This window comes from Dactylosporangium sp. CA-233914, from assembly GCF_050942935.1.
Taxonomy (GTDB): Bacteria; Actinomycetota; Actinomycetes; order Mycobacteriales; family Micromonosporaceae; genus Dactylosporangium.
Genome location: NZ_CP192030.1, coordinates 8,032,130 through 8,053,392, shown reverse-complemented (window position 1 = coordinate 8,053,392; position 21,263 = coordinate 8,032,130). Strand labels below are relative to the sequence as shown.

The 21,263-nt window shown below is 72.1% G+C and carries 13 protein-coding genes and 1 pseudogene; 10 read left to right on the top strand and 4 right to left on the bottom strand.

Translation table 11 applies throughout. The features are described from left to right. Nucleotides 1-12 precede the first annotated feature (12 nt). The 4 genes and pseudogenes from ACQPY0_RS35810 to ACQPY0_RS35795 all read left to right on the top strand — a co-directional run bounded on the left by ACQPY0_RS35810 (nucleotide 13) and on the right by ACQPY0_RS35795 (nucleotide 3,253). Complete coding sequence (locus ACQPY0_RS35810; RefSeq protein WP_432970852.1) at nucleotides 13-1,308, top strand: dihydrolipoamide acetyltransferase family protein; 1,296 nt, start codon at nucleotides 13-15, stop codon at nucleotides 1,306-1,308. Between the two features lie 37 nt (nucleotides 1,309-1,345). Beyond that, entirely contained in the window at nucleotides 1,346-2,491 is a 1,146-nt protein-coding gene (locus ACQPY0_RS35805; RefSeq protein ID WP_432970849.1) for an acyl-CoA dehydrogenase family protein, read from the top strand. Between the two features lie 11 nt (nucleotides 2,492-2,502). After that, nucleotides 2,503-2,823 (top strand): annotated as a pseudogene (locus ACQPY0_RS35800) (SDR family NAD(P)-dependent oxidoreductase); the annotation flags it as partial. A 91-nt stretch (nucleotides 2,824-2,914) separates the two neighbouring features. Continuing rightward, nucleotides 2,915-3,253 carry an SDR family oxidoreductase gene (locus ACQPY0_RS35795; RefSeq protein WP_432970846.1) on the top strand — a complete coding sequence of 113 codons (339 nt, stop codon included), beginning with the start codon at nucleotides 2,915-2,917 and terminating at the stop codon, nucleotides 3,251-3,253. A gap of 21 nt (nucleotides 3,254-3,274) precedes the next feature. Here ACQPY0_RS35795 and ACQPY0_RS35790 read toward each other — a convergent pair whose 3' ends face one another. Further along, nucleotides 3,275-5,254, bottom strand: coding sequence for an MGH1-like glycoside hydrolase domain-containing protein (locus ACQPY0_RS35790; protein WP_432970843.1), 1,980 nt, complete (start codon nucleotides 5,252-5,254; stop codon nucleotides 3,275-3,277). A gap of 298 nt (nucleotides 5,255-5,552) precedes the next feature. Here ACQPY0_RS35790 and ACQPY0_RS35785 point away from each other — a divergent pair, with 298 nt between their 5' ends. The 6 genes from ACQPY0_RS35785 to ACQPY0_RS35760 all read left to right on the top strand — a co-directional run bounded on the left by ACQPY0_RS35785 (nucleotide 5,553) and on the right by ACQPY0_RS35760 (nucleotide 14,563). Beyond that, a complete protein-coding gene (locus tag ACQPY0_RS35785; RefSeq protein ID WP_432970840.1) occupies nucleotides 5,553-6,650 on the top strand; it encodes a LacI family DNA-binding transcriptional regulator in 1,098 nt (365 codons plus the stop codon). 96 nt (nucleotides 6,651-6,746) lie between these two features. After that, nucleotides 6,747-10,295, top strand: a complete 3,549-nt coding sequence (locus tag ACQPY0_RS35780) for an endo-1,4-beta-xylanase (protein WP_432970837.1) — start codon at nucleotides 6,747-6,749, stop codon at nucleotides 10,293-10,295. Nucleotides 10,296-10,320: 25 nt separating this feature from the next. After that, on the top strand, nucleotides 10,321-11,760 hold the full coding sequence (locus ACQPY0_RS35775; RefSeq protein WP_432970834.1) for an ABC transporter substrate-binding protein: 1,440 nt from the start codon (nucleotides 10,321-10,323) through the stop codon (nucleotides 11,758-11,760). Between the two features lie 63 nt (nucleotides 11,761-11,823). Continuing rightward, the gene (locus ACQPY0_RS35770) at nucleotides 11,824-12,759 is read left to right on the top strand and encodes a carbohydrate ABC transporter permease (RefSeq protein WP_432970831.1); all 936 of its coding nucleotides are present in this window, start codon (nucleotides 11,824-11,826) and stop codon (nucleotides 12,757-12,759) included. A 12-nt stretch (nucleotides 12,760-12,771) separates the two neighbouring features. Continuing rightward, nucleotides 12,772-13,689 (top strand): carbohydrate ABC transporter permease, encoded by a 918-nt coding sequence (locus ACQPY0_RS35765; protein ID WP_432970828.1) that lies wholly within the window; start codon nucleotides 12,772-12,774, stop codon nucleotides 13,687-13,689. Between the two features lie 76 nt (nucleotides 13,690-13,765). Continuing rightward, on the top strand, nucleotides 13,766-14,563 hold the full coding sequence (locus ACQPY0_RS35760) for a phytanoyl-CoA dioxygenase family protein (RefSeq protein ID WP_432970825.1): 798 nt from the start codon (nucleotides 13,766-13,768) through the stop codon (nucleotides 14,561-14,563). 14 nt (nucleotides 14,564-14,577) lie between these two features. Here ACQPY0_RS35760 and ACQPY0_RS35755 read toward each other — a convergent pair whose 3' ends face one another. The 3 genes from ACQPY0_RS35755 to ACQPY0_RS35745 all read right to left on the bottom strand — a co-directional run bounded on the left by ACQPY0_RS35755 (nucleotide 14,578) and on the right by ACQPY0_RS35745 (nucleotide 21,259). Continuing rightward, on the bottom strand, nucleotides 14,578-16,269 hold the full coding sequence (locus ACQPY0_RS35755) for a sensor histidine kinase (RefSeq protein ID WP_432970822.1): 1,692 nt from the start codon (nucleotides 16,267-16,269) through the stop codon (nucleotides 14,578-14,580). A 161-nt stretch (nucleotides 16,270-16,430) separates the two neighbouring features. Then, on the bottom strand, nucleotides 16,431-17,129 hold the full coding sequence (locus ACQPY0_RS35750) for a DUF7158 domain-containing protein (protein WP_432970819.1): 699 nt from the start codon (nucleotides 17,127-17,129) through the stop codon (nucleotides 16,431-16,433). Then, nucleotides 17,126-21,259, bottom strand: a complete 4,134-nt coding sequence (locus ACQPY0_RS35745; protein WP_432970816.1) for a glycoside hydrolase — start codon at nucleotides 21,257-21,259, stop codon at nucleotides 17,126-17,128. The genes ACQPY0_RS35750 and ACQPY0_RS35745 overlap by 4 nt, the downstream gene beginning before the upstream one ends. Nucleotides 21,260-21,263: the final 4 nt, after the last annotated feature.

The following is a 21,263-nucleotide window of genomic DNA, read 5'->3' as shown; positions in this document are numbered from 1 at the left end:
GAGGAAGACGCGATGAGCACCAACCTGTTCCACCTTCCCGACGTGGGGGAGGGCCTCACCGAGGCGGAGATCGTTGCCTGGCACGTCGCGGTCGGGGACGTCGTCGAGGTCAACCAGATCATCGTGGACATCGAGACCGCCAAGTCCATTGTGGAACTTCCCTCGCCGTTCGCCGGCACGGTCACCGAGCTGCTGGTGGCGGCCGGGGATACCGTCGCGGTCGGCACGGCGATCATCGGCATCGCCACGGCGGCATCCGCGGAAGAGCCGAAGCTGCTGGTCGGCTACGGCGCCCGGGAGAGCGGGGGACAGCGGCGCCGTCGCGGTGGGGCGGTCCCGGCCGCTGCCCCGACGGTCCCGGCCGCTGCCCCGACGGTCCCGGCCGCTGCCCCGACGGTCCCGGCCGCCGTGCCGGCGGTCGTCGAGGAGGCGGGCAAGCCGCGCGCCAAACCTCCGGTGCGCAAGCTGGCCAAGGTCCTCGGCGTCGACCTCGCCACGGTGGTGCCGACCGGGCCGGACGGGACAGTGGTCCGCGACGACGTGCTCGGGGCGGCGGGGCAGAACGCAGCGGCTCCGGCCGCCCCGAGTCCGATTCCTGACGGCGATGTCACCCGGTATCCGATCAAGGGTGTCCGTAAGCACACCGCGGCGGCGATGGTGGCCTCGGCGTTCACCGCACCGCACGTCACCGAGTTCGTCACCGTCGACGTCACCGAGACGATCCGCCTCAAGGACCGGGTTCAGCAGCGCCGCGAGTTCCGTGACGTGAAGCTCACCCCACTGGCCTTCGTCGCGCGCGCCTACCTGATCGCCGTCGGCCGCACGCCCATAGCCAACGGGCGCTGGGACGAGGCGTCCCAGGAGATCGTCGTCCCGGCGGCGGTGAACCTCGGGATCGCCGCGGCCACCCCGCGCGGGCTGGTGGTGCCGAACATCCGGGGGGCGCACGCCCTGGGCCTGCGCGAGCTGGCAGTCGCGATCAACGCACTGGCAGCCACCGCCAGGGCCGGCAAGACCCCGCCGGAGGAGCTCAGTGGCGGCACCACCACGATCACCAACGTCGGCGTCTTCGGGGTCGACACCGGCACCCCGATCCTCAACCCGGGGGAGACCGCGATCCTGGCCGTCGGCGCCATTCGGCGGATGCCATGGGTGGTCGAGGACGAGCACGGCGAACGGATCGAGCCGCGCTCGGTGCTGCAGCTCGCGCTCTCCTTCGACCATCGGGTGATGGACGGGCAGCAGGGCTCCGAGCTGCTCGCCGATACCGCAGCCGTGCTCGCCGAGCCGGGTCTTGCGCTCCTTTGACCTCTCAATGTCCCGGCACCACGAACAGGAGGACTTCGTGCCCGTCGAACGGCTCATGCCGACCCAGGAGTCGGCAGATCTCGTCGACCTGACCCGCAGTATCGTCGCGCGGGATATTCGGCCACGAGTCGACGCATTCGAGAAGGCGGCGTCCTTTCCGCGGGACGTGTTCCGCACGCTCGGCCGTGCGGGTCTGCTCGGCCTGCCGTATCCGGAGGAGTACGGCGGTGCCGGTCAGCCGTACGAGGTGTACCTTCAGGTCGTCGAGGAGATCGCCGCGGCGTCGGCGAGCGTCGGCGTCGGCGTGAGTGTCCACACGCTCGCGTGCTTCGGGTTGCTGCACGCCGGCACGGAGGAGCAGAAGCGGCGCTGGCTGCCCGACATGCTCGGCGGCGAACTGCTGGGGGCGTACTGCCTGTCGGAGGCGCACGCGGGTTCGGACCCGGCGGCGATGCGGACGAAGGCGGTACGCGACGGCGACGAGTACGTCATCACCGGCGCCAAAGCCTGGACCACGCACGGCGGCGATGCGGACTTCTACAAGGTCATGGCCCGGACCGGCGACACGGGCGGCAAGGGTATCTCCTGTTTCCTCGTGCCGGCGGACACGCCCGGCCTGACCGCCGACGTTCCCGAGGACAAGATGGGGCTGACGGGCTCGACGACGGCGACGATGCTGTTCGACGGCGTCCGGGTTCCCGTCGAGCGGCGCCTCGGCGTGGAGGGCCAGGGCCTGCCGATCGCCCTCGCCGGCCTGGATTCCGGACGCCTCGGCATCGCCGCCGCGGCAACCGGCGTCGCGCAGGCGGCACTCGACGTCGCCGTGCGCTACGCCAGGGAGCGCGAGACCTTCGGCAAGGCCATCATCGAGCATCAGGGCGTGGCGTTCCTGCTCGCCGACATGGCCGCCGCCGTCGAGTCGGCCCGCGCGACATACCTGGCCGCGGCGCGTCTTCGCGACGCCGGACGGCCGTTCTCCCGGCAGGCCTCGATCGCCAAGATGGTCGCCACCGACAACGCCATGCGGGTGACCACCGACGCCGTCCAGGTCCTCGGGGGCGCAGGCTACACCAAGGACTTTCCCGTCGAACGCTACATGCGGGAGGCCAAAGTGATGCAGATCTTCGAAGGTACCAACCAGATCCAACGCCTCGTCATCAGCCGCAAGCTCGGCAACAACTGAACTGGAGCGTCATGCTGCTGAACGACACCTCCGCCATCGTCACCGGCGCGGCGTCCGGGTTGGGCGCGGCCACCGCGGCCGCGCTCGCCGGCGCGGGTGCCCGCGTGATCGGCCTTGACCGCAACCTCGCCGACGCGCCGCGCCTCGACGGCGTCACCTACGTCGAGGCCGACGTGACCAGCGAGGATCAGGTGCGCGCCGCGGTCGGGCGCGCTGCCGAATCCGGTCCCCTGCGTACCGTTGTCAACTGCGCCGGCATCCTCCCGTCGGCACGCATTCTCGGCCGCAACGGCGTCCACGACCTGCGCCTGTACGCCCGCGTGATTGAGGTCAACCTGGTTGGCACGTTCACCGTCCTCGCCCTGGCGTCCGAGGCCATCGCCCGGACTGGAGCCCCTCGAACACGGCCAGCGAGGCGTCATCGTGAATACCGCCTCCGTCGCCGCGTTCGATGGTCAGATCGGTCAGGCCGCATACGCGTCGTCCAAGGGCGGCGTGGTCGGTCTCACCCTGCCCGCCGCCCGCGACCTCGCGCAGCACGGCATCCGTGTCAACACCATCGCCCCGGGCATTGTCGACACTCCGATGCTGGCAACGGTGAGCGAGGAGTTTCGGGCCGGCCTGGCCGCGGGCGTCCCATTCCCGTCCCGCCTGGCCCGGCCGGCCGAGTACGCCCAGCTCGCTCTCATGATCATCGCGCATGACTACATCAACGGCGAGACCATCCGCATGGACGGCGCGCTGCGCATGGCACCCCGCTGAGGCCCCGGGTCCGCCCCGAGCTCATCGCGGGAGTACGACGGTGCCTCCGTCGGCCGGGGCCGGCCGGCCGTCGACGGTGACCGTGAAGCCGTGCGGCGTGCACTCGACGTCGACGAGCCTGCCCCGGAACCGCAGGCCGCGCAGCGTGACCCGGCCCGGCGCCGGTGGGGGCGCGATGAGGAGGGTGCCGTCCGGCCGGGGGCGCAGTCCGGCGAGTCCGAGCAGGATCGCCTCGGCGCCGGCGAGGCCGGCGATGATGTTGGCGCGGCGGCCGGCCGGTGGCGCGGCGGGCCGGTCGCAGTAGTGCTCCTGCGGGAAGTACGGGTAATGCTCGCCCATCCACAGCAGCCGCGACAGGACGGTCCAGGCCAGCTCCGGCCGGTCCCGTTCCCAGAGCGTCAGCGCGAGTTGGGGCCCCTCGCCGGTGTAGGCGCCGCCGCCGGACCAGTCGGTGTCGCCCAGCTCGTAGTGCCGGTCGTCCTCGGCGCTCACGCTGCTGACGCCGTACGCGCCGAGGAACGCGCCGGGGCGCACCCGCTCGATGAGGTCGGCGGCCATCGCCGGGGTGCCGGCGCCGGCGCGCAGCGCGTCGAAGGCCTGGATCGAGTACGCCAGCTCGGTGTGCCCGTCCGGGTAGCGGCTGCGGAACCAGCGCGCGTCGGGGTCCCACAGCTCGTCGGCGATCGCGGCGCGGACGCTGCGGGCGGTGGCCCGCAGGGCGTCGACCGGCAGGACCGCGCCGGTGGCCTCAGCGAGCCCGGCGAGCGCGTCGAGGTATCCGGCGCGCTCGGCGTTCGGGCTCGCCACCACGTGTTCCCAGCCGGCGCCGCGCATCTCCAGCAGGTTGTGCTGGGTGCCGTAGTCGCGCAGCTCGCCGACGGCCGGGAAACGGGCGTCGAGCGCGGTCACGGCGTCGTGGAGCCGCTCCACGAGGCCGGGCGTGGCCCCCCGGTGGCTCGCCACCGCGGCCGCCAGGGTCACGAGGGACCAGCCGCTGTAGGCGTACGGGACGCCCAGCCCGGCGCCGTCGGGAGCGATGGCGTAGTGCCGGGTCAGGTCGGCCTTCAGCAGCGCCTCCAGCAGGTCGGTCGCGGTGTCGCCGAGCATGAGCGTGAGCAGGTGGGGTGCGTAGCCGCCGGTGTCCCAGACGTACGCGCAGAGGGCGCCGCCGTCGACGCCGGACGTGGCGACGAACGGGTTGGTGACGAAGGCCGGGTTGTCCCACAGGCAGACCAGGCCGCTGGCCAGGCTGCGGTGCCAGTAGGCGGCGAGCCCGGGGACGTCGGTCTCCAGGCGGGGGACCGCGTCCAGCGCGGTGGCGAGGCGGCGCTCCCAGCGGGCGGTGGCCTGCCGGGCCCAGGCCGCCGGGTCGGTTTCCCCGGTCCCGGCGGCGTCGCCGAGCTCGACGCCGAGCGTGAACGCGGCGCGGCCGCCGGCGGGGATGCGCGCGTCGAGGGTGGAGTGCCGCAGGGCCATTTCGGCGGTGGGCCCGGCCGGCTGCGGCGGCATCCAGCCCCACTCCGCGAGGGGCACGCGGCCGGGGTGGCCGGTGGACAGCTGCGGACGCAGGGCGATCTCGATGCCCCGCTCGGCGCGGTTGTCGACCTGGATCTCGAGGGTGTATCCGCCGGCGCCGTGGCGGGGCGTGAGCCGGCTGCGGACGGCGAGGGAGACGAGCCGGCCGTCGTGGTACTGGTGGAACGTGCCGGAGCGTTCGATCCGGTCCGGCCGCCAGGTGCCGCCGCCGGTGAGCAGGCCGAGGCCGAAGCCGGCGATGCCCGGCCGGACGCCGTCGCCGACCGGCCGGCCGTCGACGTCGAACGCGACGGTGAGCGAGCTGTCGGGGGCCGCATAGGGCGGGGCGAAGCAGCCGCCGACCCCGCAGACCGTGCCGGGCAGCGCGCGGGCGGCGGTCCAGCCGCTGGTGACCCAGAGATGCTCCGGCGCCTGGTGCCGGCGGAGGTCGAATGCGAAGTCGGTCAGCGAATAGCCTGCGGACATGCCGGTTCCCCATGGGTGTCGGTGAGGGCGAACGGGGACCGGCGAGGCCCGCGGCGGTTCGGACTGCGATCGTGCCATCTCGGCGCATCGGTGCGCAACGCCCCCAGGCGTCGACCCGGTTACCGGAATGTTTCGCCCGGGCATTGCTATTGGACCGGTCCACTGCTAGCGTCCGGCTCGGGCGTTGGACCGTTCCAACGCCCGACCGGCGAACCGCGATGTCTCGGTGCCTCCACCATCGGAGGCGCGTACCACAATGGAGCCCCACGGCTACCCACTGCCATGACCGGAGGCCAGCATGCGAAAGCTGACGATACGTGACATCGCCCAGCTGGCCGGGCTGTCCAAGAGCACGGTGTCACTCGTGCTCAACAACAGCCCGAAGGTCGACCCGGCCACCCGCGAGCGGGTCCTCGAGGTCATGCGCAGCCACAACTACACCCCCAGCTCCGCCGCGACCGCCCTCGCCAAGGGGCGCACGCCGTTCATCGGGCTGATCGTGCCGGGCCTGACCTGGCACATGGTCGCGGCGGTCAACTATGGTGTCGCCTCGGTCATCGAGCAGTCGCCGTACGAGATCATTCTCTACACCAGCACCAACGAGAAGGACTACACCGCCCTCGTCGACCGGATCATCACCTCCGGGCTCTCCGCGGGCCTGCTGGTCGTGACGCACGACCAGCCGCTCGAGCCGCTGGAGAAGCTGCACCGCAAGGGCCTGCCGGTGGCACTGGTCAACACCCTCGCCGCGCCGTCCGGCCTGCCGTCGGTCCAGGCGGACAACTACGAGGGCACCCGGATCGTGCTGCGCCACCTGGTGGAGCTCGGGCATACCCGGATCGCCTGCGTGCACGGCCTGATGGCGTATGCGTGCTGTCAGGACCGGTATCGCGGCTTCCGCGACGGGCTCGGCGAGGCGGGGCTCGGCGAGGACCCGGCGCTCACCGTCGACGGCGGGTTCCACGCGCCGACGGTGCGGGAGCGCGTCTCGGAGCTGCTCGCGCTGCCCGACCGCCCGACCGCGATCGTCGCGCAGAACGACAACATGGCGTATGCGGTCATGGAGGCGGTGATCGACTGCGGCCTGCGCGTGCCGCAGGACGTCTCCGTCGTCGGCTTCGACGACATCGCGTCGTCGGCCGACACCCACCCGCCGCTGACGACCGTGCGCCAGCCCTTCCCGGAGATGGGCATGGCCGCGGCCCGGATGCTGCTCGAGGCGATCGACGGCGGCGACCCAACCCCCGCGGTCAGCCTCCCGACCACCCTGGTCGTCCGGGAGAGCACCGCCCCGCCACCGATGCAACCGCGACCGCCGGCCAGCACCACCACCCCCCGGCCCGAGACGCCCCGGCCGTGGAGCGGGCTCGGCCCGAACATCAGCACCCAGCGCTAGCACCCCCCACACCCCAAACCTTCGCCCGCCGCTCTGTCGCATGTGGACAGAGGGCTCGGTGAAGCGCTGCCACCATTCCCTGGAAAGGCATCGCTCATGCAACGCTTCCGGGCGCTCGCCATCGGCGTCGCCACCACACTGCTCGGCGCCACCGCCGTCCTGGCCGCCGACCCGGCGCACGCCGCGCCGCCCTTCGAGATCATGCCCGCCGCCCCGCTGACCGCCTTCACCCAGTTCAAGGGCGACCCGCCACCGCAGGCCCAGGTCGTCCCCGTCACCGCGAGCCCGGACTTCACCGAGGCGCTGCAGATCACCACCACGACCGCGCCGGTCAGCGCCGGCCTCGACGGCGAGTACGAGATCACCCTCGGCGCGGAGATCACCGCCACCGTCGCCCAGGGCGACGCCGCACTGGCCACGTTCTGGGCCCGCTCGATCCAGCCGATCGCCGGCACTGACTCGAGCCAGGCGACGTTCATCTTCGAACGCGACGGTGGCAGCTACAAGAAGTCCGCCAACGCGCCGCTGAAGATCGGCACGCAGTGGCAGAAGTACCAGTTCCCGTTCCGCGTCGCCGAGAACTACGGCCCCGGCGACGCGCATTTCCAGCTGTGGCTCGGCTACGGCCCGCAGGTGCTGCAGATCGCCGGGGTCTCCGTGCTCGACTACGGCCCGGGCAACCCGGCGGGCTACCCCTCCGTGACGTACGCCGGCCGGGAGAGCACGGCGGCGTGGCGCACGGCGGCCAATGCGCGGATCGAGCAGTACCGCAAGGGCGACCTCACCGTCGACGTGGTCGACACCGCCGGGCACCCGGTCCCGGGCGCTGACGTCTCCGTGCGGATGCAGGAGCACTCGTTCGACTTCGGCACCGCGGCCTCCGCGCAGTGGCTGTTGTCCGACTCGCCGGACGGCGGCAAGTATCGCGACGCCGTCGCCGGCAACTTCAACTCGCTGTCCCTGGGCAACGACCTGAAGTGGAACTACTGGGAGGACCAGAACCTGCGCACCCGCAGCACGCTGCCCGCGCTGGAGTGGCTGCGGGACCACGACATCAAGGTCCACGGGCACAACCTGGTCTGGGGCTCGTGGGGGTACCTGCCGTCCGACGTGAAGAACCTGGCCGGGGACCCGGCCGCCCTGCGGGCCCGCATCGACGCCCACGTCACCGACGAGGCCGGTGCGCTGAGGGGCATCGCCGATGAGTGGGACGTGGTCAACGAGCCGTACTCCGAGCACAACGTCACCGACATCCTCGGCTCAGCCGAGATCGGCCGCTGGTTCACCCTCGCCCGGCAGGCCGACCCGCAGGCGAAGCTGTACCTCAACGAGTACAACCTCATCGAGAACAACGGCTGGAACCTGCGCAAGCAGCAGTACGTCTACAACCTGCTCGCCTCGCTGCTGGCGCAGGGCGCACCGGTCGACGCGCTGGGCATCCAGGGGCACTTCAGCGGCCTGCAGCTGACCCCGCCCGCGGACCTGCTCCCCATCTTCGACCGCTACACCGGCCTCGGCATTCCGCTGAAGATCACCGAGTTCGACGTCGCGACGGACGACGAGCAGCTTCAGGCCGACTACACCCGCGACTTCCTCACCATGGCGTTCAGCTACCCGCAGATCACCGGCGTGAGCAACTTCGGCTTCTGGGAGTCGAACATCTGGAATCCGCTCGTCGCCTACTACCGGCCCGACTGGACCCCGAAGCCCAACCTCCTGGCGCTGCGCGACCTGGTGTACCACCAGTGGTGGACCAACGCCTCCGGCACCACGTCGGCGGCCGGTCGGTACGGTGTCCGCGGCTTCCAGGGCAAGTACCTCGTGACGGTCACCGTGAACGGTGTCGCCAAGCAGGTCGAGGTGAACATGCCGACGAACTCGGGCGCCTCCGTGAAGATCGTCGCGGACGGTATCGCCAACAGCGTGCGCGCCGACCTCGGCAGCAAGGTCCTGGCCGGCGGCTTCGAGCACGGCACGAACGGATGGACCCCGCTGGCGGGCGGCGCCGCGCCGGTCGGCGACGCGATCGGCGGCGCCGGGGCGGTGCGCACGGCGGCCACGAGCACCACCGGCGCCGGCCTGACCCAGCCGCTGATGGACCTGACCGCGGGCACCAGCTACACGCTCGCCGGCTGGGGCAAGTCCAGCGCGCCGGGCAACCAGTGCTACATCGGCGTACGCGGCGGCCCCGCCCCGGGCTCCACCAGCTTCCAGTACACGCTGAACTACCGCGACGAGACCGCCTACACCCAGAAGGTCGCCGCCTTCACGCTGCCCAGCGGTACCGGATGGGCCGAGACCTTCCTCTGGCAGAACCCCCTGGCCGGCGGCCTCACCTGCACCTTCGACGAGGTCACGCTCACCGGGACCGTCGGCACCCCACCGGCGGCGCCCGCACCGCCCTGGGTCACCCCGAAGCTGCCGGGCAACCGCAACACGCTCGCCAACGGCGACATCGAGGGCGGCAGCGCCAGCGGCTGGTACTGCCTGGGCGGCTGCGGCGGGCTCTCCGTGGTGAGCAGCCCCGTCCACGGCGGGTCGGGCGCGCTGAAGGTGACCGGCCGCACGGCCAACTGGGTCGGCCCGGCGCAGGGCGTGACCGTGGGCCTGAACGGCCGCTACGACGCCTCCGCCTGGGTCCGCCTCGCCACGCCGGGCACCGCGACCGCCGAGATCCGGCTGAAGGTGTGGACGTCGACCGGCCAGGTCACGATCCCGTTCGGCTCGGCACCGGTCAGCGACAACGGCTGGACCCAGATCCGCGCGAACAACGTCCCGGTCACCTTCACCGGGTCGTACTCCCGGGCCGAGCTCTGGATCGACACCACCGCCGGCACCCCGGACCTGCTGCTCGACGACGTCGTGTTCAACGTTCACGCCGAGCCGCCGGCCGGGCTGGACCTGCTGACGAACGGCGACGTGGAGAACGGCGCCGCCAACTGGTACTGCTTCTCGCCCTGCACGGCGAGCGCGGCGACCTCGCCGGCACACACCGGTGGCCAGGCGTTGCGGGCCACCAACCGCACCTACGAGTGGACCGGCCCGGCACAGGGCGTGCAGCTCACCAACGGCGCCGGGTACAAGACCACGGCCTGGGTCAGGCTCGCGGACGGCGCACCCGCCACGACCGCGCTCATCAAGGCCAAGCTGTACTTCACCGACGGCACCACCCAGACGGTGCCGCTCGCGTCCGGCCCGGTCACGGCCGGCGCCTGGACCCAGGTCGTCGCCAACAACGTGCAGCTGAGCTGGGCGAAGACCCTCAGCCGGGCGGAGTGGTGGATCAGCACCACGTCCGGCGCCGACGACCTCTACGTCGACGACGCCGCCCTGCAACCGGCGGGCAACGACGAGACGGCCTTCGCGAAGGTCGTACCGCGGGACGTCTGCGTCGTGGCCAACGGCGGCAACACCTACACCGCGTACTTCGGGTACAACAACCCGAACGCCTTCGGGCTGCCGGTACCGATCGGCAAGGTCAACACGTTCGCTCCCGCGCCGGCCGACCGCGGACAGCCGCTCGCGTTCCTGCCCTTCCAGCGCCCGCGCCGGGTCGCCGTCCCCTTCACCGGGACGTCGTCGGTGAGCTGGCAGCTCGGCGGTCAGCAGGTCACGGCGACCGCCAACACCCCCCGCTGTGTCTGAACACGCACGCTCCAGGAGACCAACGATGCACCGACGTACCTTGATGAAGGCCGCTGTCGCGGCGGCCTTCGCCCCCGCCCTCGCCGCCTGCGGCTCCGACGAGCCCTCGGCCGGCACACAGGTCACCAGCTGGGACTGGCTGGTCAGCCAGGCCGCCTGGATGGACAACGAGATCAAGCTCTTCCAGCAGGCCCATGGCGGCACCGCGGTCAAGAAGACCACGCAGGTCACCGACAAGTACCCGGATCTGCTCTCGCTCGCGGTCCGCAGCGGCACCGCGCCGGACGTGTTCCAGCTGCCGCGCTCCCCGGCGATCGAGGAGCAGGTCAGCTCCGGCTGGCTGCTGCCGCTGGACAAGTGGGCCACCGACGCGTGGAAGGCCCGGTTCGGCCCGGGCTGGTTCGCCGAGGGCGGTAACGTCTTCGGCGGCAAGACCTACAGCGCCCCGTTCAACGGTGCCGGGTCCAACCTCCAGTTGTACTGCCACCACGGCCTGTTCAAGGAGGCCGGACTCACCAACGGCGACGGCACCGCGAAGCTGCCCAAGACCTGGGACGACGTCACCCGGGCCGCCGAGGCGATCACCACGAAGAGCGGCGGCAAGGCGTTCGGCCTCGGCTTCGGCAACTCCGGCAACGGCGCGCTCGCCTGGTGGATCGAGCTGTTCTGCCGCGGCGCCGGCGCGGTGGGCGGCACGAACACCCTCGACTACCGGGTCGGCAAGTGGACCTACGGCACCGACCGCAGCTACGCCGACTTCCTCGGCCTGCTGCTCGACTGGAAGAAGCGGGGATTCATCTTCCCGACCTCGATGAGCATCTCCGACGAGCAGGCCCGGGCGTTCTTCGCACAGGGCAAGTTCGGCATGATCGTCAACGGCGTGTGGAGCCAGAAGACCTGGTCGGACGGGAAGTTCACCGACTACAGCCTGGTCACGCTGCCCTCGCCGACCGAGACCCCGAAGGGGTACTTCTACTACGGGCCGGGCAGCAGCAGCCGCCTCTTCGGCATCTCCGCGAAGACCAAGCACCCCGACGAGGCGTTCGCCTGGCTCGACTGGCTCTACAGCAAGGAGGCGGGCCGCCGCTGGGTGCAGGCCGGGCTGGGCCTGTCCGTGTACCCGGAGAACAATGACCCGTCCCTCGTCACGTTCGCGCCGTTCGCGCAGTACGTGGCGACCGGCACCACCAACCTCGCCGGTCCCGACCCGAAACTGCGCAACCCGGACGTGGCCAAGGTGAAGGTCAACGCGGTCAAGCCCGACATCAACGACGTCGCCGCCGGCATCTACACCGGTCAGCTCAAGGACGTCGCCGCGGCGCTCAGCGAGCTCGAGGGCCGGCTCAACAAGGCCCAGGACGACGCGGTCGCGGCGGCAGCGGCGGCCGGTGCGAAGGTCACCGCGGCCGACTACGTCTTCGCCGACTGGGATCCCACCAAGCCGTACCAGACCAAGCGTTCCTGAAGACCGGGGTGGCCGCCGGACATGGCATTGGACCGGCGGCCACCCCACGCCGTGGAGGTTGACGTGAAGTTGCGCAGCGAGTCGCTGGGCCGCCGGATCTGGGCGGCCCGCTGGTCGTACGCCTATGCGCTGCCGATGATGACCCTGCTGGTCGTCTTCATCGTGTACCCCATCGCGGCGTCGCTGGGGTACACGCTCTACCGCTGGAACGGCATCGGCGACCCGAGCCAGTACGTCGGCCTCGACAACTTCCGCCGGGTCATCCACGACACCATCTTCTGGGGCGCGCTGCGGCACACCTTCCTCTACGTCGCGATCGTCGTGCCGGTGCAGCTCGTGCTGGCCCTCGCGCTGGCGCTGGTGCTCAACCAGAAGCGGCTGCGGTTCGCGTCGTTCTACCGCACGGTGTTCTTCCTGCCGGTGGTGACCTCGGCGGCCGTCATCGGCGTCGTCATCCAGTTGCTGTTCTCGAACTTCGGCGACGTCATCAACGGCATCCTGCGCGACCTGGACCTCATCGACGGCTACGTCGACTGGCTGGGCGACCCGCGGTTCGCGATGGGCATCATCATCGTCATCGGCATCTGGCACACGCTCGGCTACAACCTCGTCTACTTCCTCGCCGGCCTGCAAACCATCCCCGAGGAGCTCTACGAGGCGGCGAAGCTCGACGGCGCCGGCCGCATCGCGTCGTTCCGGTACATCACCGTGCCCATGCTCAGGTCCGTCGGCGTGGTGATCCTGCTGCTCGCGCTCGTGGGCTCCTTTCAGGTCTTCGACATGGTCCAGGTGCTCACCAACGGCGGCCCGTACTTCGCCACCGAGGTCGTCAACACGTACATCTACCACCTCGCCTTCGGTGGCACCGGGGAGGTCGATCCCGACGTCGGTCTCGCCTCGGCGGCCTCGTTCTTCTACGGGGTTCTGCTGATCGCGGTCTCGGTGGTCCAGGTCGTCGTCCTGCGCTCGCTCACGCGGCGCCGGGCCAGGCAACAGTAGAAGGGTCCTCGCATGTCTTCGGTGGCAACCACGCCCGCGACCCCGCCGGTCCGGCCCACACCGCCCGCCTCGCCTCCGCCGGCCCCGAGCCGTCCGCGGCGACGCCGGCCCCGGGTCGCGATGGTGATGACCCATGCCGCGTTGCTGGTCTGCGGCGTCGCCTGGATGTACCCGTTCCTGTGGACTCTCGGCAGCTCGTTGAAAGGCACCGACGAGTTCTTCAGCCGTGGCCTCAACCCGTTGCCCTCGCAGGTGCTCTGGAGCAACTACCAGCAGGCCTGGGCGCAGGCGTCGTTCGGCACGTATTTCGTCAACACCCTGCTCATCACCGCCGGCACCTGCGTCGGCACGCTCGTCGTCACGTCGATGGCCGGCTACGTCCTGGCCCGCGCACCGTTCCCCGGCCGCGGGTTCTGCCTGTTCCTCATCTCGGCGACGCTCTTCCTGCCGCACGGCTACACCATCATCCCGATCTTCGACCTGATGGAGCGGCTGGGCCTGCTGAACTCGCTCTTCTCGATCATCATCGTGCAGGCCGCCGGCGGTGTCGTCTTCGGCACGTTCCTGTTCATGGGATTCTTCCAGACGATCGACAAGGAGCTGGAGGACGCGGCGCGGGTGGACGGCGCGAGTTTCCACCAGACCTTCTGGCGAATCATGCTGCCGCTGTCCGGCCCGATGCTCGCCACCGTCGGGCTCTTCACCACCATCAGCGCCTGGAACAGCTACTTCATCCCGCTCGTGTTCACGCTGGCCCGCCCCGAGCAGCGCACCCTCTCCGTCGGCATGTACGCGTTCATCGGCGAGAACTCGACCCAGTGGACCCTGCTGTGCGCCGGTTCGGTCATCACCCTGGTCCCGATCATCGTCCTGTTCGTGCTGCTGCAACGCTTCTTCGTCAACGGCCTGGCCGGCGCGATCAAGGGCTGACCGGACGCCGCCGCGGCTCCAACCGCCCCGCCGGTTCCGGCGATCCTGAGGTCTCACCCCCACCGAGGAGGATTACGTGCTCGACGAGCTGTATGACCTGCCCGCCAATGCCCGCCGTGATTTCGACGCGGACGGGTTCGTGCACCTGTCCGAGGTGCTCGACGAGAAGACCGTCGCCGAGTACGAGCCGGCCGTCACGGGCAAGGTGATCGAGCTGAACACGATGCACCTGCCGATGTCCGAGCGCAACACGTACCAGAAGGCCTTCCTGCAGGTCATGAACCTGTGGCGGCACGAGGAACAGGTACGCGAGCTGGTCTTCTCCCGCCGGCTGGCGGCCGTCGCGGCCGATCTGCTCGGCGTGGACGGCGTGCGGCTGTACCACGACCAGGCGCTGTACAAGGAGGCCGGTGGCGGCCACACCCCGTGGCACGCGGACCAGTACTACTGGCCGCTGGCGACGGACCGCTCCGTCACGGTGTGGATCCCGTTGCAGGAGACCCCGCCGGAGATGGGACCGCTGGCGTTCGCCCGGGGCAGCCACCGCTTCTCCTACGGCCGGGACCTGCCGATCAGCGACGAGTCGGAGGCGGCACTGCAGGCGGCGTTGGAGGCCCAGAACTTCCCGCTCGTGCAGGAGCCGTTCGCGCTCGGCGACGTGAGCTATCACCTCGGCTGGACGTTCCACCGGGCGGCGCCCAACGGCAGCGCGACCCCGCGCCGGGTGATGACGGTCATCTACGTGGACGCGGACATCACCGTGGCCGAGCCGGTCAACGACCACCAGCGCGGCGACCTGGGGGAGTGGCTCGGCGGCACCCCCGTCGGCCAGGTACCGGACACCGAGCTGAACCCGGTGCTCTACCGCCGGTAGGACGGACTCCTGGCTCAGGTCGGTGCGGTCTGATCGACCGGTGCGACCGGCCCGCCGGGCGCGGCGAGCGGCAGTGCGATCTCCACGGTCGTGCCCCCGCCCGGTGGGCTGCGCAATGACAGCCCGCCGCCGAGCGCCTCGACCCGGTCCTGCAGGCCGACGATGCCGCTACCGCGGGTGGGGTCGGCGCCGCCGCGCCCGTTGTCGCGGACGCGGACGCGGAGGGTGGAGTCGTCGGCGTTGACCTCGACATCGACGGCGGAGGCCGCGGCGTGCTTGGCGGCGTTGGTCAGCGCCTCGGAGACGGCGTAGTAGGCGGCGATCTCGATCGGCTCGGGGAACCGTGCGTCCGTGTGCAGGTCGAGGTGGACCGGGACGGGGGAGCGGTGGGCGAGGGTTTTGAGTGCGGGGCGGAGGCCGCCCTCGGCGAGGGTTGCCGGGTGGAGGCCTCGTGCGATCTCGCGCAGCTCGTCCAGGACGCCGGTCAGCTCGTCGGCGATGTCGTCGAGTTGCTGGGCCAGTTCGCCGGCTGTGGGTGGTACCGCGGCCCGGGCGGTGCGTAGTTGCAGGGCGAGGGAGACGAGGCGTTGCTGGGCGCCGTCGTGCAGGTTGCGTTCGATGCGGCGGCGGGTGGTGTCGGCGGTGGCCACGATCCGGGCGCGTGAGGCGGTCAGTGCGGCCTGGGCCTCGGCGTTGGCGATCGCGGTCGCGACCAGCTCGGTGAACCCGGCCAGCCGCGCCTCGGTATCAGGTGGCAGCGACTCGGTACACCTGGATGTCACCGAGATCCCACCCCACAGCCGGCCCTCGACGCTGATGGGCATGCCGACCGCCGAGCGCAGCCCAAGGGTGCGGGCGAAATCGGCGCCCGGACCCCAGGCCTCGTCGTAGTCATCGATCCGCACCGGCCGGCGGGTCTGGAACAACAGGGCGTTCAGGTTCTGCCCGCCCGGTGCCAGGCGGAAACCGTTGGCAAGGGGGCGGACGAGGTCGCTGCTGGTCCAGCTTCCCACGACCGTGCCCACCCCGTCCGCGTCGTACCGGCTCAGGACGGTGTAATCGCTGCCCAGCAGCCGCCCGACCTCCTCGGCGACGCCGGCGAACACCTCCTCCGCGGGGGCCGCCCGGGCCACGAGCATGGCCATCCGGCGCAGCGCCACCTGCTCATCGGTGAAGTCGCGGAGCTCGGCGCGCGCCTGTGCGTTGGCGATCGCGGTCGCGACGAGCTCGGTGAACTCGGTCAGCCGCGCCTCGGTGCCGGCCGGCAGCAGCTTGTCACGGGTGAGCGCCACGATCATGACGCCCCACAGCCGTCCCTCGACCGTGATCGGCACGCCCACCGACGAGCGGAACCCTTGGCTGGTGGCGACGGCACCGATCGCGCCCGAGGCCTCGGCGTAGTCCATTCGCGCCGGCCGGCCCGTCCGGCACACCATGGTGGTCACGTTCCGCCCGCCGATCCGCAACCGGCTGGCCGCGGGCGGCGCGGACGTGCCCGCGCTGCTGCTCCATTTGCCGACGGTGGTGATCGTGGCTTGCCGGTCGCATCGGGTCAGGACCGCGAAGTCGACCTCCAGCAGCCGGCCGACCTCGGCTGTGACCGCAGCGAACACCGCCTCCGGCGCAGCGCCACCCGCGACCAGCGTGGCCACTCGCCGCAACGCTGCCTGCTCCTCGGCGATCCGCCTGCTCGGCCGGGTAGCCATCGTAGCCTCCGTCCCGGCGGTCGTTATGCCGCTTGCCGCCCGGCGCCTACCGGCACCGCACTGCGTTCACTAGAAACGGTAGTCGCCGATTCCTGCACCCGCCGCACAGCCCAGCAATAGGGGGCAGTCAATGCGGCCCATGTCGGTGGTCGGGCAGCCGGTCAGTGGCGGTGGGTATGGTCGGGCTGTGCGGGGTCGCCGGGGTGTTCGAAGCCCGGGGCGAGCACGACCCGGTCGCGCAGCTGAAGGTCCAGCCACCGGGCGAAGGCCCGGGACCGTGCGGCTGCCAGGAGCATGGCGGACAGGTCCGGCCCGCCGGTCGAGGTGGCGTCGAGGACCTCCAGGCGGTCGGGGCCGGCGTCGAGGACGGTGCCCAGGCGTGCGGCGAAGACGAGATCGCCGTGCAGGTCGTCGCGGCGCACCAGGTACGGCCGGCCGCCGTTGACGGGCCGGCCGGCCCGGGTGTGACGCACCAGCCGGAGCTCCTCGCCGGCGAGCTCGGGGTTGGCCGCGCGGCACGCGTCGACCTCCGCCGCGGCCACGGTGACCCCGCTGGTCGCCGCGCCGAACACGGCCGCGGCGTGCGGCGAGCCGGCCAGCGCGGCCGCCGCGGCGCTGCCCAGCGCCAGCCGGTCCGTTCCGGGCAGCGGGCCGGACGCGGCGAGCCCCCGGCGGTCCGCCTCGTGCGCGAGCACCGACCGCACGGCCAGCACCTGGACGACCCAGCGGCGCAGCTGGCGCCCCTCCGCCGTGCCCGGGGCGGGCAGCGCGTGCCCGCCCGGGGCGCGGCGGCGCTCGCCCAGCTCCGCGTCGACCTCGTCAAGGCCGATCGGCTCGCCGTCGACCCAGGCGGCGATCACGGGGTCACCACGATCCGTGCCGGCGCGGTGTACGCGACTCGGCCGAACCACATCACCTTGGCCAGGACCCACCAGTGGCCCTCGGCGTCCTCGGGCGCCGAGACGTCGAAGCCGACCTCGACCCGGTCACCGGCCGCGACGGTGAAGGCGCGCCCGCCGGGCGGCAGCATCCCCCACGTCCCCCAGGGACTGATCACCTGTACCTCGCCGTGGACCGCGTAGCCCGCCGTGTTCGTCAGCCCCACGCGCAGCGTCCCGCGCTGCCCGGGGCGCAGCCGCAGCTCGTCGGCGTCGAGCGTGGCGTCCAGGGTGCCGGGCGCGTCGCCGATGAGCAGGACGTCCTCGACGGTGCTGCCGGCGTGCGTCAGCCGGGCCGTGAGGGCGCCGCCCGCGGCGCCCGGGCCGGCCACCGGTTTGACGGTGAACCGGGTCCAGCCGCCGGGCGCCAGGTGGACCGGCCGCTCGAACGGGTCGGCGGTCCAGCCGGGCGGCGCGGCGATCCGCACGGTGCCGTCGTAGGCCTCGTCGGTGAGGTCGCTGGCCACGGTCACCTCGACCGTGTCGCCGCGCCGGTGCAGGTGAACGCTGACCGGCTGGTTGCCGATCGGCGCCGGGCCCTTGTTGTGCAGCCAGTACCGGGCGTAGACGGGCTGGACCGGATCGACCCGCGGGCCGAGTTCGACCGGGTCGGGGCGCGGGCCGGTCGCCGGGTCTGGGGTGAGCGTGACGGTGGCGATCTCGAACGGGTCGAGCACCCCGGCGCTTGCGTCCCGCGGGCGTTCCAGGATGTCGGCGGTACCGGCGAAGGAGAGCCCCGGACCGGTGACGTGGACGGTGGCGGCCCGGCCGTGCGGCTCGTACAGGCGGGCGGTGACGCCGCGGCGAGGATCGGCCGTCTCGGCCGGCCGGCCGGCGGCGAGCGGGTCGCCGGTGGGCTTCAGCGCGGCGAGGACGGCGCCCGGCGCCACGGTGAGCAGGGCCGTGCCGGCCGGCAGCCGGCCCGGGTGCGGGTCGGCGACGTGGGCGACGAGCGGGTGGTTGTAGTCGTGTGCCGCCGCGGTGACGTCGCTCGCCCGCCAGTCGCCGTCCGCCGAGGTCAGCGCGTACTCGAAGGTGTGCGTCCAGTGCTGCAGCGCGAACGGCGAGCCGTCCGGTGCGCTGCGCCGCGGCGGGTCGATCCACACGCCGGTGGGCCAGCCGGTGCAGGAGCGCAGCAGCGACAGGTGCAGGCCGCCGTCGGCGGAGACGGCGAAGCCCGGTATCCCGCGGTTGAGCACGGCAACGGTGCGGTCCTCGTGGGGCTCCACCGGCCAGGTCGCCGCCGGCTGGGCCACCTCGATGCGGGCGTCGGCCAGATCGTCCACCAGCCCGGCGACCGCGTCGGTGTCGGTGCCGACCCCGGCGATCAGCAGCACGGGCAGGTCACGCGGCCCGGTGAGGTCGGCGCCGGGGGTCCAGGTCCGTTCCCGGGGGCGGGTCGCGGGCAGCCACAGGCGGGCCGTGCCCCCGGCGGCGCGCCGGCGCTCGAACTCGGCCCGGTACGCCGGCTCGGCCGCGGCGAGCAGCCGTGCCGTAAACGCGTTGCGTTCCGGCCCGCCGAGCACGATCCGCACATCGGGCAGGTTCGAGTCCAGCTCGATCCGCCCGTACCGTGGCCCGTCCGCGGTCGTGCACGTCGCCGTCACGCCGGCGCGGACCAGGGCCACGGCGACGTCGCGGCCCAGCGTGGCGGCCGCCGCCGGGTCGGCGACGATCACCTCGGCGACGCCGACCGCCCGGTGCCCGACCGTCCCGGTGGCCGGATCGGTCAGCGTCACCCGGGCGGTCGTGCCGGAGCCGAACCAGCGGTACGCCGGGTTGTCCAGCGTCCACGGATGCCGGGCGCTGTCGACGTCGGGGTGGGCGAAGCTGCGGCCGACGACGGCGCCGGCCACCTCGGACAGCGGGAGCCCGCCGGGCACGCCGGCCGGCCAGCGCACCCGGACCAGCTGATCCTCGCCGGTGAAGTCGTCGATCCGGGTGACGCAGTCCAGCCGGGGCAGGCCCTGCCACAGCGTCAGCACCTGTGTGTACCGGACCGGGCCGACCTCGCCGCGGACCGTGACCCGTTCGCCGATCGCGCTGCGTTCGACCCGCACCGACGCCGGTCCCTGCCCGGATCGGGCGACCGGCCCGCCGGTCGGCAGCAGGTGCCATGGGCCCTCGTGGAACTCCGGGTGCTCCGGGTATTCGTCGTACACCAGGAGCTCGTTGCCGAGGCCGCCGGCCGTGAGCAGCTGCCGGCCGGTGGCCGGCTCGGTGAGGCCGACGACCGTGCCACCGCGTGCCGGGTCGACGGTGACCCGGTAGCTGTCGCTGGCCGCCGTGTGCCCGGCCACGGTGCTCCAGCCGGGCGGCGCCGCGGCGGCGGGCAGCAGGCGGTAGGTGCGGTGCCCCAGTGACGGTACGTCGCGGGCCACGAACGTCAGCCGGCGGCCCTCCAGCACCGCGGGGACCGGCGCGCCCGCGTCGTCGACGAGGAGCGAGCCGCCGTCGGCGTCGACGGTGACGACGTCGGTCCGCGACCACGACGACGGGTTGTGCACCAGGACTGCCCGGCCCGGCCCGGTGGTGTCGACCTCTTCGCCGAGGTGGGTCAGGGCGCCGCGGTGGACGGTGCGGGCCAGGTCGTACGCCTCGCGCCAACCGGCGAGCAGATCGAGGTACACCTGGTCGGACTCGGTGCCGGTGATCGCGTCGTGGTGCGCGCCGTAGATGAGCAGCCGCCACGCCCGGTCCAGCGCCTCGGCCGGGTACCGCGCGTGCCCGTGCAGGACGGCGAGGGTGGCCCACTTCTCGGCGTCGAGCAGCAGGTCCTCGACCACGCGGTGCGCCTGCTTCGTGTCGATGTACGACACGTCCTTGCCGGTGTAGATGGGGTTCATGTCCCGCGTCTGCGGGCTGAGCGGCGCCGGCTCGGCGCGCACCGCGGCGAAGAAGTCCCGGGGGAGGGAGCAGACCAGCCGGGGCCAGACGTAACGGCGGTTCCAGTCGCGGTGGATCTCGGTGAGCCACTTGTTCGGCGGCGAGTAGTCGGTGCCCACCGGCAGCAGCACGTTCCGGGTGGCCGCGGCCGGCCGCAGCAGGCGGAACAGGCGCAGCACCGCCTCCTGCGCCTCCGCGAGCGTGGCCGCGGAGTCCATCCACCAGCCGGCGCTGTAGTGGGCCGGCATGTAGCTGGTCAGCAGCCCGCGCCCGCTGGGCGCGATCCACTCGAATTCGCTGGGGAACTGCATCGCCGACGCGTCGGTGACGGGTTCGCCGGCGACCCGCATCATCGGCCCCCACTGGTGGAACGGGCCGCGCGCCCACGAGCTGGACGTCAGCCCGGCGTCGGCCATCAGGCCGGGGAACTGCGGGTCGTGGCCGAAGGCGTCCAGCTGCCAGGCCGTCGCCGGATCGCCGCCCATCACGTCACGCTGGAACCCCAGCCCGTGCACGACGTTGCGGATCGTCGTCTCGGCGCCGGTCAGGTTGGTGTTCGGCTCGTTGTAGGTGCCGCCCATGAGCTCCAGCCGGCCCTGCGCGAGCAGGCGGCGGATCAGGTCCCGGTCCTCGGGGCGGCAGTCCCAGTACGGTTTGAGGTAGTCCACTTCGGCCAGGACGAACCGGTAGTCCGGGTCCAGCCGGGCCAGTTCCAGGTGCGCGCGGACCAGGTCGAAGCCGGTGTGCTGCCATGCCTGCCGGTATCGCTGCGCATCGGGCAGGGCGTCCCATTGGCTGGTGTAGGCCGCCTGGGTGTTCCACCACACCGGGTCGTAGTGGAAGTGTGACACCATGTGCACCGTCCAGCCCGGCTCGGCGAGGACGAGGGTGCCGGGCGCCCGCGCCGTCTCGGCGCCGCAGCGGGCGGTCACGGTGACCGGCGCGACGTCGCCCGGCGCCCCGGCCGCCGGGACGCCCACCTCGACGACAACGGTGCTGTCCGCTCCGGCCACCGTCGTGGCGGTTACGCCGGACGGTTCGACCGTCAGCGTCAGCGGCACCCGTGGATCGGCCTCCGCAACGGTGATGCGCAGGACCTGGACCGGGTGTTCCGGCGTGCCGACGAACAGGTCGGTCGATTCGATCGCGCTGATCCGCAAGGGCATCGGA

Bases quoted from the DNA above. Each gene is read 5' to 3' on its own strand.
- ACQPY0_RS35775 (WP_432970834.1), top strand. From the start codon at position 10,321: ATGCACCGACGTACCTTGATGAAGGCCGCTGTCGCGGCGGCCTTCGCC.
- ACQPY0_RS35785 (WP_432970840.1), top strand. From the start codon at position 5,553: ATGCGAAAGCTGACGATACGTGACATCGCCCAGCTGGCCGGGCTGTCC.
- ACQPY0_RS35765 (WP_432970828.1), top strand. From the start codon at position 12,772: ATGTCTTCGGTGGCAACCACGCCCGCGACCCCGCCGGTCCGGCCCACA.
- ACQPY0_RS35745 (WP_432970816.1), bottom strand. From the start codon at position 21,259: ATGCCCTTGCGGATCAGCGCGATCGAATCGACCGACCTGTTCGTCGGC.
- ACQPY0_RS35755 (WP_432970822.1), bottom strand. From the start codon at position 16,269: ATGGCTACCCGGCCGAGCAGGCGGATCGCCGAGGAGCAGGCAGCGTTG.
- ACQPY0_RS35780 (WP_432970837.1), top strand. From the start codon at position 6,747: ATGCAACGCTTCCGGGCGCTCGCCATCGGCGTCGCCACCACACTGCTC.
- ACQPY0_RS35790 (WP_432970843.1), bottom strand. From the start codon at position 5,254: ATGTCCGCAGGCTATTCGCTGACCGACTTCGCATTCGACCTCCGCCGG.
- ACQPY0_RS35810 (WP_432970852.1), top strand. From the start codon at position 13: ATGAGCACCAACCTGTTCCACCTTCCCGACGTGGGGGAGGGCCTCACC.